This window comes from uncultured Pedobacter sp. (assembly GCF_913776295.1).
Lineage (GTDB): Bacteria > Bacteroidota > Bacteroidia > Sphingobacteriales > Sphingobacteriaceae > Pedobacter.
Map to the genome: position 1 here is coordinate 14,549 of NZ_CAJYOJ010000043.1, position 14,176 is coordinate 28,724.

5 protein-coding genes are annotated in these 14,176 nt (G+C 36.4%); all 5 read right to left on the reverse strand.

Translation table 11 applies throughout. From position 1 onward, the window contains the following. Nucleotides 1–9: 9 nt before the first annotated feature. The 5 genes from QZ738_RS08215 to QZ738_RS08235 all read right to left on the reverse strand — a co-directional run bounded on the left by QZ738_RS08215 (nucleotide 10) and on the right by QZ738_RS08235 (nucleotide 14,173). The gene (locus QZ738_RS08215) at nucleotides 10–3,213 is read right to left on the reverse strand and encodes a TonB-dependent receptor (RefSeq protein ID WP_293786468.1); all 3,204 of its coding nucleotides are present in this window, start codon (nucleotides 3,211–3,213) and stop codon (nucleotides 10–12) included. A 632-nt stretch (nucleotides 3,214–3,845) separates the two neighbouring features. Beyond that, nucleotides 3,846–5,399 carry a SusD/RagB family nutrient-binding outer membrane lipoprotein gene (locus QZ738_RS08220; protein ID WP_293786470.1) on the reverse strand — a complete coding sequence of 518 codons (1,554 nt, stop codon included), beginning with the start codon at nucleotides 5,397–5,399 and terminating at the stop codon, nucleotides 3,846–3,848. Between the two features lie 21 nt (nucleotides 5,400–5,420). Next, nucleotides 5,421–8,564: a SusC/RagA family TonB-linked outer membrane protein gene (locus tag QZ738_RS08225; RefSeq protein ID WP_293786472.1), complete on the reverse strand. Its 3,144-nt coding sequence runs from the start codon at nucleotides 8,562–8,564 to the stop codon at nucleotides 5,421–5,423. 991 nt (nucleotides 8,565–9,555) lie between these two features. Further along, the gene (locus QZ738_RS08230; protein WP_293786474.1) at nucleotides 9,556–11,010 is read right to left on the reverse strand and encodes a SusD/RagB family nutrient-binding outer membrane lipoprotein; all 1,455 of its coding nucleotides are present in this window, start codon (nucleotides 11,008–11,010) and stop codon (nucleotides 9,556–9,558) included. Between the two features lie 22 nt (nucleotides 11,011–11,032). Then, a complete protein-coding gene (locus tag QZ738_RS08235; protein ID WP_293786476.1) occupies nucleotides 11,033–14,173 on the reverse strand; it encodes a SusC/RagA family TonB-linked outer membrane protein in 3,141 nt (1,046 codons plus the stop codon). Nucleotides 14,174–14,176 lie beyond the last annotated feature (3 nt).

Here is a 14,176-nt window from a genome sequence, read left to right on the forward strand (position 1 = left end):
TCCTCTTATTTAAAATGATGCATTTAAGCCTAAACTAACTATACGGGTTGGGGTATAGTTGTTTGAATTAACACCAGTAAAGCTTTCTGAAGGATCCAAACCTTTACGTTTCGAAAGCATAAAAAGGTTTTCACCCGAAGCGTATACATTAACTTTACTCAAGCCTACTTTTTTAATAAATGTAGCTGGCAGATTGTATCCTAAAGTTGCTGATCTCATATTCAGATAAGATGCATCAATCAGAAATCTCGAAGAAGTTGCATTATTGAAAGAAGATCTTCCAACATCAAGCCTAGGAGTAGATGATTGATCTCCAACCTGCTGCCAAGAATTTAAAGCATCAATATGTAATGAACCTCCATAACCTGCATATGACATTAATGATTGGTATGTAGCATCATATGATTTACCACCTAACTGATAGTTCATGATTACAGATAATGTGAATGCTTTGTAAGTAAACGTATTTGTTACACTTCCAAAAAAGTTAGGAATAGCAGATCCGGAATAAGCATAGAGTGCATTATTGGGATTTATCGTATAACTCTGCCCATTAATTGTTCTCGTATCGGCTGCTGAACCAGGACTAAGTGGATTTATCAGGTACAATGATGATCCATCATTAGCATCTACACCGGCCCACTGGCGTAACCAATATTGATATCTTGATTGACCAACAGCCAATTGTTTAGTTCCATCAATGATTGTTGGCGTTTCATCTGGCATTTTAGTAATTCTATTTCTAATTAATGACCAGTTGATGTTCATATCCCATTTGAAATCACGTGTTTTGACAATATCACCAGCTAAGTTAACCTCAATACCTCTATTCCACATTTTTCCAATGTTTTTAGCGAAAGTACCTGTGCCGCTACCGATACCCAGACCTGTTGATAATGGCAGAGGTACATTGAATAACAAGTCAGAAGATTGTTTGCTAAATACCTCAAAACTTCCACGTAACCTGTTTTTAAATAAACCGAATTCTAATGCTGCATCAACTTGAGTTTGTGTTTCCCAGGTAATGTTTGGATTTGCCAAACTTTGGAATAATATACCCGGTTCAGCAGCATTATTATAATCAAGACTATATAATGATCTGTCGAGATTATATCTTCTAGCACCGGTTGAGGTTAATAAATCATCATTACCCAATGAGCCGTAAGATGATCTAAGCTTCAAATAATTCAACCAACTTGCATCTTTTAAGAAACTTTCTTCACTAATCAACCAACCCAAACTGGCCGAATAGAAATTGCCCCAACGTTGTCCGGGCCCCCACTTAGATGATCCATCACGACGATAAGACCCTGACAAAAAATATTTTGATTTGTAGTCGTAGTTTAATCTGGTGAATAAGGCTTCTTTTCTATAATCTTGCAGGTAAGAAGTTAAATCAGTAGTGGTGGCAAAATTTATTAACTCCGTATTGCCATCCAAAATTTGTGTATTACGTGCTCCCGTTAAATACTTATAAGCGTAATCGTAATTATTATGTCCAACTAATACTGATATGGTATGATCACCTAATTTCTTATTATAGTTTAACAACTGCTCAATAGTATAAGTTGTTGTGGTTGTAGATGTATTTCTAGCCCTGCCGCCCGGTGCTCCGTCGCCAACAAGCTTATTTTGATAATCACCGAAAGAATAATTATTAATATCCACACCTAAGTTTTGAGTGAATTTAAAATCTTTTAAGAAAGTAATTTCTCCATAAGTTCTTGCACTCAATGCATTTCTTTTGATAAGGGTTGAATTAAGTAAAGTTTCCTCTAAAATATGTCGACCTGCATATGCACCAGACGGGCGGTTCGGAATGCCTAACGTTCCTTGTAAGTTACCGGTATCATAGATCTTGTTACCATTAGCATCCAATAAGAAATCGCCTGTAGTTTGATTGTGTGCATAAAGTGGATAAATTGGGCCAATGTAACGTGAAAAGTTGAAAGGATTTACGATACTTCCGCTTCCATCCGCATCAGCTTGATTTGATTTCGTAATATTGGCATTGATATTCAGCCCTGTTTTAAACCAGGATAATGGCTTGGTATTGATATTCAAACGACCATTAATTCTATTGAAATCAGATCTGATAATATATCCTTTTTCGCTTAAATAACCTAACGACGCATAGTAATCGGATTTTTCTGTAGCGCCGCTGTAAGACATTGCATAATCACTTCTTTGTCCTGTCCTTTCCAATGGTTTTCTCCAATTTAAATCGTCCGGATATAACAGGGTTGCATTAGGATTTAACTTTCCGTCAGTACCAACAATTGAACTATTAGGAACATTAAAAGGATTATTCAGTAATAAGCCACTGATTCCATTTGATGCGGCTGTATTTGCAGCAGCTAAAGAAATACCTGTACCTGTAGCAGGGTATACTAAACTATTGCGATAAGCTTGCCAGGCTAGGGGATAGTATTGATATGCATCTACAGTTTCATATTCAGGAATACCTCTTGATGTAAGGCCCTGGATAATTCTGAAATCCAGTTGTTCTTTACCTTGTCGGCCCTTTTTTGTTGTAATTAAAATTACACCATTTCCTGCACTTGAGCCATACAAGGCTGAAGACGCTGCATCTTTTAATAGTGAGATGCTTTCAATATCATCTACATTAATATTGCTAATACTGCCAGAATACTGAATGCCGTCAACAATATATAACGGATCGTTGGATGCAGAAATTGATCCAAAACCTCGCACACGGATAGTAGGACCCGAACCAGGCTGACCACTACCAGCATTAACTTGAACTCCGGGAGCTGCTCCGGCAAGAGCACTATTCAAATTAGTAATCGGTCTATTAGCAATGTCAGCAGCACCAACAGTAGAAATAGATCCTGTGTTCTTACCCTTAGTTGTTGTACCGTACGCCTGGGTAATTACAACATCCTGCAAAGTTCTCGCATCAGCTTCTAAGGTGATATTCAAACTATTTGCAGCCCCAAGATTAATTGTTTTGGTTGAGTACCCAATAAAAGAGAATTGAAGGCTTTTTGTTCCGGATGAAACCCTGATTGTAAATTTGCCGTCACTTCCGGTAGTTGTTGAAGATTGTGATCCTAAACTTCTGATGCTCACTCCTGGAAGCGGTAGTTTTTCATCAGACGAGATAACAGAACCCGTAATTGTTCGGTCTTGAGCTATTGCATTAAAAGCAAATAGCATAAGCACGAACAAACTTTGTAAAAGTTTTTTCATGAAAATTAAGTTAGTTAATGATATAGTTATTTGAATTTCTAAATATAAACCAGTTCATTAATAGTTTAACAAACTTTAACAATAACAGCGTTATAATGGCTTTATTATGACAATTTAAGTGTATCATAAAACATACATTCCAATCGTTTTCCATCTAAAATGTACGATATTATGAGCAACTTTTAACTACAATGGCGCTTAAAGCTGAATTAAACTCAATTCAGAAGCTATAGGTAACTTCAGGGGTTAATTCCATAAAACTATGCCAGAAGTATGATGAAATTAATCAAAGGAGTTACAAACACCATCCCATGTGGGATTTTGCTCAATAGACCGAAAGAAATGACAAGAAGTTCATCGTTCCAAAAACCGTCATTTATTCAAATTGTTGCATGCCAGCAATTCAATTAATACGAGGTTATAACTACATGATCAAAACCGAAAAATATTCCGTTCATCATTGCACTTAATTATCTTTTATAAAAAAACCCCGTAACTTATCGTTACAGGGCTTTAAATAATAATTGATTTAACCAGCAAATTTAGCTCTTGTTATTTATCAATTTATTTGTAATTGACTCTACTAATCTAAATGATATCTGTTATTAAAGATTAGTGTTTAAAAATAAAAGCTATTTCTCCCAGAAGATTTTATCATTAAAAATATTAATTACAGGAACATTAGCATTATTATTAGCGATTTCATTCTGCGGATATGGCAATCGTAATGGCAATTTACCACCACTAACATTGTTTAATCCTACGGGAATATTGGCAGGAAATCCTGTTCTACGGTATTCAGCCCAAGCTTCAATGCCGTTAAAACCATTATTTGCCACCCATTTCTGCGTGATAATGGCTTCGAATTGACGGCCAGCCGCTGTCGCTAACGCCCAGTTAACCAAAGGTGAAGTAGACGTAGTGTAATACGTATTTGCGGCTGTGGATGTAGAACCAAGTAGTTTAAATGATTCCTCAATACCTGTTTGATAAGCAGTTTGTGCTGCGGTTATACCTCCAGGAAGAAAACCTTTAAAAATAGCCTCCGCCTGTAAGAAAAATCCTTCGGAAGCTGTTAATAAATAGGCAGGCTTAGCAAAACCATTGTTCGCACTTGATGGTAAAACACCTGCTCCAACTGCAGAATAGTTATCTTTTTTAGTTGTCGGCGTAGCCGTAGTTCCCGGGTAAACACCTGTATAGGTTTGAGTTGAAGGATTTGGGGTGACCGCAGGCCTATAAATCAAACCAATTCTTGGATCTGCAGCATTAATTAAAAAATCAATGGCATACTTATTTGCTCTGGTAGCTTGATAGTTTGAAGTTTCCGCACCCGACACATTAAAACCTATTGCACCGTATAGGGGGCTAAATTTACCTGACTGGTTCATATAACCAGGATTAACCCCTGCATTTTCACCTGCAGCTAAAAATGTTGCACCGGCTAATGATGCAAATCCTGCACTAACCTTTGCTGCCCGAGAAGGAATTAATGATTGCCTTAATAAAACACGAAGTTTCAAGGTATTCGCAAATCTCAGCCATTTATTCATGGATACCGCCGGAGAGGAGGTAGTAGACCCGCTACCAAAAACAATGTCGCTTGAGGTAGATGGGTTATCACCTGTAGCGGTAACATTAATGCTTGCAATTCCATCGTTAATCAGGTTTAATATACCATCATATACATCTTCTGCTTTATCGAATTTTGGATTACTAACTGCCGTTCCTTTAAGTGCATCACTAAAAGGGACATCTCCCCATGTATCCACCAATAACTGGAAATTATATGCCTGCATGATTTTAGCTATCGCCAACGCATTTTTCTTGCCTGCAGCAGATGCCTGCTGCTCTACATATTTATAGTCATTTAAACCACCTGCGTACAATGATGTCCAAACAGCATCATATGTATTTGGGGTTAACTGATACGTTTCTTGCGGCTGATAAAACAAGAAATCGGGTGACTGCCCCCAGTTACCTGTTAATAAATTACCTAAAATATTTAAGTTGTTATTAACATTTGCGCCGGTGTTTGATAGTGCCGCGGGTAAAACAAGCTCAGGAGTTGTAGTTGTTGGGGTATTTGGATTATTATTGATATCCAAAAAATTCTTCTCACACCCTGTTACCGCAAATGCAAGCGATACTATTGCAATTCCTTTTATGATATTTTTGATTTTCATATTTCTGATTATTTATAAATACTAGAATGTAGCATTTAAAGTTACACCAAACGTCCTGGTAGATGGGATACTGGTAAATTCTCTTCCCTGAGAGTTATTCGTCCCAAAAATACTTGCCTCTGGATCAATATATTTATTAGATTTTGGCGTCCATAATAAAATGTTAGCACCAGTAACTGATAAACTGGCTTTGCCAAAAGGAGTTTTTGTTAAATATTTAGCCGGTATCTGATATCCGAATGAAACATCTCTCAATTTTAAAAACGCTGCATCAACGATGTTAGATTCTGCAAAACTATTGAAGTTACCATACCAGAAATCGAAGTTACCACTTCTTGTTTTAACAGAAGTATTTGGAGTAAATACACCTGGTGAGGTTTCAATTACAGAATTTGGCCAGATAAATCTTTCTCTGTTATATTGAGTTGTTTCTGTTGTTGAACCTGTAAACGTTAATGTACTCTTAGTTCCAGAGTAGATCACATTTCCTGATCTGAAATCTAAAGTAGTCGACAAAGAAAAACCTTTATATGATAAAGTATTATTAAAACCTAAAATATATTTTGGACTCACTTGGCCCAGGTTCTTCAATTTTGGGTCTAATCTGATATAACCAGATGTAGCATCTACAACAACCCTACCTTCAGAATCCCTTAAATAAGCCGAACCCACTAAAGAGATCGGTTGGCCAACTATGGCTGTTGGAACCGGATCGCCTGAACCTAAGGATAGCTGTGGTGTAAATAAGGATTCAACAATGTTTTTGTTATAGGTGTAGCTAAAACCAAAGTTCCAAGAAAAACCATCACGGTTCCTGAACGGATTACCTCTCAAGGCGATCTCAATACCTTTATTTGTAACAACACCTGAATTTACTGTAGCTGCAGTAAAACCTGTAGAAGACGGGATTCCGACATTAACAATTTGACCATCTGTAGATGTTCTGTAATATGTTACATCTAAACCTAATTTATCTTTAATGAAAGATAATTCAGTACCGAACTCATATGAAGTAGTAAATTCCGGTTTTAAGTTTGGATTAGGTGTTGTGTTAGATAATGTAAAAGCTGCAATAGAACCGAAAGGGAAACCAGACGCAGCACCAAAAGTTGGAGCTAAATAGTAAGGAGCAGCATCGGAACCAACTTTAGAGTAACTTGCCCTGAATTTAGCATAAGAAAGTATATCATTATTTTTTAACGCATCGATAGCTTCTGTTGCTATAAAACTTAAACTGGCTGAAGGATAGAAATAAGAATTATTATCTTTCGGAAGAGTTGATGAAATGTCGTTCCTCAATGTTCCATTTAAGTAGATATAGTTTTTATACCCTATGGTTAAATCACCAGCGAAACCAATAATACGGTTTTTAAATGAAGTTTCACCTCCACCAAGTTCACCAACACGGTTTGATAAATTAAAGAATCCCGGGGTTGAAATTGCACTTGCCGAAGCAGTTAAATTACGGCTGTCATTTTGACGAAAGTTATTCAACAAAATCAAAGTTGTGTTGAAATCTTCATTGATATCCTTTTTGAAAGTCAGCAATAAATCTGAGTTGATAATCCTGTTTGAAAATGCATCCTCAATTATACTGCCCGGAGTTGCAGTTGGACGTTGACCTGTACCAAAAGTTGTTTTCTCAAAAGTTTGTTTTCTTCTGTCAGAGGCATAATCTGTACCTAAACGATACGTAACATTTAACCATTTTACTGGATCATATGTAACTTGGAAACTACCTAAAAACCTGTCGAGGTTACTATTAAATCGGTTATTTTCTAACGCATAATAAGGGTTCGGCTGATAACCATTAAAGAACCCTTGAGTAGTTGCAAATTCATAGTTTCGCCAGTCTTTAAAGTTCTGCAGGTCAATCTGGCGGCTTACGTTTAATACGTCGTTAATAACAGTCGCATTACCTGTACCACTAAAAGATGTATTGGTTAGGTTCTTGTTGTAACTGATATTAGCGCTCACATTTACATTATTTGCCAGTTTGGTTGACCCAGATAACTTGAATGTATTTCTTCTGAATTTATCCATAGGAACGACACCTTTTACCTCATTATCCGATAATGAGGCATAAAATGAGCCTTTTTCATTGCCACCTGAAAATGAAACCGAGTTTTGAATGTTAGATCCTGTATTAAAAAAGTTCTTGGCATTGTCAGGAACTGCACTATAAGGAATCATTAATTTGTGGCCATTAGCTAATGTCGGACCTGATTGAACAATTGAACCGTCGAATTTAGGTCCCCAGTTAGTATTTTCAATTTCATCGTAAACCGGAGGATTACCTGTTCCATTTTCATAACCTGATCCATATTCATTTTGTAATTCAGGCAACTTTTGAACATTATCAAAGTTAAAAGACGAAACCACGTTGATTTCCATTTTCCTGTTTCTATTGGCTGCATCTTTACCGGTTTTCGTGGTAATGATAATCGCACCATTTCTACCTTGCGACCCATATAATGCAGCAGCATTAGGACCTTTCAAAACAGTAACAGACTCAATATCATCAGGGTTGATATCGCCAACACGGTTACCCACGTCAACTTGATTTGCAGAAGATGATGAAGGCTGTGTGGAAGAGTTATCAATCGGAACACCGTCTATAACAAATAATGGTTGACCTTCACCTTGTAAAGATCTGGTACCCCTCATGGTAATACGGGTTGCGGTATTAACACCACCACTAGAGCGACCGATCTGTACACCAGGAGTTTTACCTGTTAAACCATTGATTAAGTTGGTTTGCCTACCGTTTGTTAAATCAGCACTTTTAATATTATCCGCAGAATAACCTAAAGAAGCTTTGCTCTTTTCTATGCCCACAGCCGTTACAACGACTTCGTTAAGCACTTTTGCATCTGTTGATAACGCAACATTGATTACGGTAGATGAGCCGATTAGCTTATCTTGGGAAATAAAGCCTAATGAGCTAAATTCTAAAGTGCTTGCGGAAGACGGAACAGAGATGGAATATTTACCACTCGCGTTTGTACTTGTTCCCCCTGTAGCACCTTTAATTTTTACTGTTACACCTGGTATCGGAAGATTATCTTCCGAAGACGTAACTGTACCAGTGATTGTTCGATCTTGTGCCATTGCTGTTGTAGCAAAAAACATCAATATGAACAAACTTTGTAGAAGTTTTTTCATGATTAAGAAATAGATTAGTTAATGATAATTATCGCTAATGTATAGTTAGTTATGTATAACACCAAATATTTTTTAACAATTTTTAACAATATTTTATCTCTTTTCAAAAAAAAATATAATATATGGCAAAAAAACCGCCTACGCTTAAAAAAAACAGGACGGCGCACAGAAAAACTGTCTTTTTAGTTGAAATTTTAACTGATTAAATTGGCTAGACTTGAATTGTGTTTAAAACCTATTAGAATAGTTCTTTGAAAAATAACTCAAAGCAGATCAAAACAGTCCCATTTTTATACCCTGAGATTTTAGAATTTATAGATTAACGATGCGAATCTTTATGCATTTACCACTGCTACCAAATTTACGGAGAAAGCTTGGCTTAAATCAAACCCGCTGCATATCTTAACAGAAAAGAATCCAGATGAACTACAGAATCTTTCACTTAATCACCGTACTGTAGGGTAGATAGCTTAAAACAATCAAAACCGAGATCCTACAGCGAATTATGTACACTCAGCTAATACAGCAAAGGATAAAAATAGGGACTAGAAGTATTTTCATGAAACAGATAGGCCCTCGGTAAATTGATTGCGGGTACAACACTTGTACACGAAAAACCCCGGATGATATTTTTTGGGCAAAAGAAATTCAGATGGTGACCCGAGCCTATACATATGAAAAATGTTAACCTAAGTTATAGCTTATGCCTACTAAAGGAATGAAAATAGAATATATAAACGATGGACTTGAAAAGGACTTCAAGCCGCAATAAACATTTTACCGGATCATGTCAGGAAACTTCCTATTAAATAATCTCCACGCAATAGCAGCATGTTTGTTCTTTCGCGAAGAAGCCGTAGCACAATGACAAATTGATAAATCCAAGCTAGTTGGTTATCGATACTCAAACAAATCAGATTAAAGTGCGTTTAAGGTAAAAAAATAGGGCAATTCACAGATGAATTGCCCTATCTATATTAAATTTATCAATTTACAAATCAAACCACATTTTGTCGAAATATCTTGGTTGTGGATTAGGAATATTGGGATTAGCAGCAACTTCATCTAATGACAAAGTATATCTTCTAATTAATGCTCCTGAGGTTGCGCCAATAGGCAAAGTTAAGGCCGGCACTTCACTACCTTCTGGCCCAGATCTTCTCCATTGTACAAAAGCTTCCATTGGTCTATCCATTAAATCAACCCATTGTTGAAGATGAATCTGTCTAAGTGGATCACTCGCAGTTGTTAAACTCGGAAGTGTAGTGTTTGCAAAGTTGTTCGCATCTGTACTTGATGCACCGTAAAATAAACAAGACTGAATAACACCTTCTTTGTAAAGGCCTTGAGCAGTTGCCAAATTTTGAGAAACTCCAAGACCTCGTGCATAGGCTTCTGCTTTTAAAAGCAATAATTCTTGATAAGAGAAAATAACTGAAGGTGCATCTTTTCTGTAAAGGTATGCGCTGATTAAGGATACCGTTTCATCAGCCGTTACCTCAGAACCTATAGCTTTATAACTTGCATTAGTTCCCTTGTCAAAATACCTTGGAATTCTAGGATCGCTAACTGTAGCGTTAGGAAACATGTAATCAAACACATTTGAATTAGCGAAAAACCATTGGTTCTCTCCATTTGTATACCGATTAAACAATCGATATTTCGGATTCTCATTATTAGTTGTACTATAATATGGTCTTAGTTGACTCTCGTTTGCTGCTGAAATCATTGAAGAAGGATTAGCTAATAACTGACCAATAGCGGCAGCTTTTGAAGGATCCTTATCAACCATTACCATTAAGGTTTTAAACTTAATTGAATTAGCTAGTTTTTTCCACTTATTAAGATCACCAGCATAAAACACATCATAATCTGTAAGTTTTAAAGCATTTGCCACATTAATTTGTGCATTTGCTTCATCTAACAAAGCAATAACTGCCTCTAAAACACTTTTTTGACTATCATATTGTGGATAAGGAAATTTATCTGGATCAAAGGCCTGAGTGTATGGAACATCACCATATAAGGTAGTTGCCTCGTACATGATCTGCGCCAATATGATTTTGCACTGCGCCGCTGTATTATTATCAACAGGACTCGCACTTTCGGCATTTTTAATAGCCAATTTCAAATTATTTCCTGCTGTACTATAATATACTTTCCATGTATTACCAAGAGCAAAGGAACTGATATTATATACATTATCCTTTCCCCAGCCATAGTCGCCACCGCTGGCTAATGTCTGACTAAAAAGACCTATTGGAATCCAGGCATCACCACTATTTTTATTGGCATCCCAAGCAGTAATAGCATAGCCAAAAAGTAGTTTTGGTTCTACAGTTAAGGAACTTAACGGATTACTATTTATATTTAGATACTTTTTACATGAAACCCCACCAATCGCGACAAGGAGTAAAAATAATATAATTTTATGTTTCATTTTCATGATATTTCTTTTTTTAAATTGATTACAGTCCAAATCTTAAATTGAAACCAAATGACCTCGTTGAAGGGATGCTGTTGAATTCCACGCCTTCACCTACAACACCTGCTCCAAAAAAGTTCATTTCTGGATCTACGTGAGGTACGTGACTTTTAATCAACCATAAGTTTCTTCCTTCTATACCTATTTCTGCTGATTTAAACACTGTCTTCTTAAGCAAATTGGCAGGAAATGCGTATGAAAACCTCACTTCTCTTAATTTAACATAAGAAGCATCAAAAATATTACCTATAGTATTTGCTACCGCGGCTTCATTTCCCCAATAGTCTTGCATGCTTCTAACTGCAGTTTTATTAGTTACATATTGACCATTTACCAGATTAACACCTTTATCAACAATAGGTGTTCTATCTCCACCTGTTTCAATAGCCAAGCCACTAGTTCTCAAGTTTGCAACAGTTCCCGAATAGAATACACCTCCTTGTCTGAAATCAATTAATCCACTTAAGCTAAAGTTTTTATATCTAAACTGATTGTTTAAGCCCAGCATCCAATCTGGATAAATATTGCCTAAACGCTGCGCTGTTGCTGAAGGTATTTTCAATCCACTTGCAGCATCAATAACAATATTTCCATTTGGATCTTTTTGCCAATCCAAACCATAAAGACCAAAACTTTGATCTACTTCTGCTTTGATTTGTAAACCACTCCATCCACTTGATAAACTATACTGATTTAACCCAGGAGCCAATGCCTCAACAACTTGTTTGTTCTTTGAGAAATTTGCCGTTATATCCCAAGAAAAATCTCTAGCTTTAAGCGGTACTAAGTTTAAAGCAACCTCAATTCCCCTATTTCTAATCGCACCTACGTTTACCGTTTTTGCAAAATAACCTGTAGATATTGCAACATCAATATCAATCAGTTGATTTTTTGTACGTGTGTTATAATAAGAGAAATCAAGACCAATTCTGTTTTTCAAAAATTTCAATTCTGTACCAAACTCATATGAATTCTGTTTCTCTGGTACAAGCGCAGCATTAGGAAGAATTCTAGGTCCGGAAAATGCCGTAGAAATATTTCCAATAGGAAAAATTGCGGTCTGCGCACCTACGTATTGCAAAAAGATGGTCGTAACTGGATCATATTGAAAATCCAATTTATAAGGTAATAAATCACTTCCCACAGAAGCCCAGCTCGCACGTAATTTACCATATGAAAGCCAATCTAAATTTTGGTCTTTCAATAATTCAGTAAATATGAAACTACCACTTACAGATGGGTAGAAATAGGAGCGGTTATTAACAGGCAACGTAGAAGTCCAATCGTTTCTTCCTGTTACATCCAGGTATAGAAAATCTTTATAACTTGCACTTAATGATCCGTACAAGCCCATTAAACGTCTTTTACTATATCCTAGAGTTGGAACTGCTTTAACGGCATTGGAATAATTGTACAATTGATCAATAGTTAGATCTGTAGCGTTAACAACAGTACTTTGACTTGAACGCTCATTGATGTTACCACCAACTACCAATTTAAATTTAAAGTCTTTTATTAAATTATTTTGCTCCATTGACACCAGGAGATCATCATTGATTTGTCTCTGAAAGATATCAGTATTTGTGAATGCTCCATTATTTATTCCAGCAGTACCTTTACGTGTTACACTACCTCTTTTTTCAGTATAGATATCACCACCAAGAACATTACTAACAGTCATCCAAGAAAATGGCTTATACTCAAAAGTGTATGACCCTAAAAATCTATCTACCGTATTAGAGGTTCTATTATAGTTCATAATCCAATATGGATTATTACCAGTTCTATCTGTAGTTAAGAAAATTTGTTTTCCGTTTGCATCAATTACATTATCTCTCACATCATTAATGTCAACCACACGAGGCAATCCGTATATTGCTGATGTAATAACGTTAGTGTTATTTGAACTTTGTGATGGACGACCATCAGCATTTATCCTTGTGTAACTAGCAACAAATCTAGATGATAACTTATCACTAAATTTTCTACCTGCGTTAACCGAAAAATTATATTTACCTAGCTTTGATTCAGGAATAATACCTTTTTCATTTACACTGGTAAAACTTAATCTATAGTCTGAGTTATCGCCACCACCAGCAATTGAAATGTTGTTAGTGTATGATGCTCCAGTATTAAAAAAGTCTTTCACATTGTTTGGATAAGCCTGTAAAGTAACCTGACGTCCTAAGAAATCCTGAAATTTTTGATTTTGAACATCAGCGATTTTTGGACCCCATCCGTTTGAATACTTTAAGCCGTAATCATAAGTTTTTGTTGTTGTGTTATAGATACCCTGAGCATATTCATTTTGAAATTCAGGTAGCACCAAAGGGTTCTCAAAACGCGCTGATGAGTTTACACTAATAGAAGTCCTTGAGCTACTTGCCCCTCTTTTAGAAGTTATAATTATAGCACCATCTTTTGCCCTTGAACCATAAAGAGCGGTAGCCGCAGCTCCCTTTAAAATTGTCATTGACTCAATATCATCGGAACTTAAATCACCAATTCTATTTCCAAAGTCAACATTATTTGCCGCAGTACCTCCAGCTGATGTGCCGTCCGTAACTGGTACCCCATCTATTACAAATAACGGAGAGTTTACACCAAGAGAGTTTACACCCCTAATTACAATTTTTGTTGAGCCACCTAGAGTACCTGATTGAGAATTTATTCTCACACCGGGAGCTTTACCAGCTAAAGAGTTCAAAACATTTGTCGATCTTGCATCAGTCAATTGATCGCTTTTAATTACAGACGCGCTGTACCCTAAGGACTTCGCTTCTCTGGAAATTCCCAGTGCGGTCACAACAACTTCACCTAATACTTTTGAATCCGACATCATCACAACATTAATAAGCGACGCAGACCCGACACTCTTGCTTTGTGTTAAATAACCGATAAAAGAAAAATCTAAGGTGTTTGAACCCGAAGGGATTTTAACTGAATATTTACCATTAGCGTCTGTAACAGTTCCAATTTGTGTTCCTGTTACCCTTACGCTTACTCCAGGAATCGGCAGCTTATCATCTGAAGATGTTACCGTACCAGTAATTGTCCTATCTTGAGCTATTGCGGTAGATGCAAAAAACAAAAGTACGAACAAACTTTGTAAAAGTTTTTTCATGAA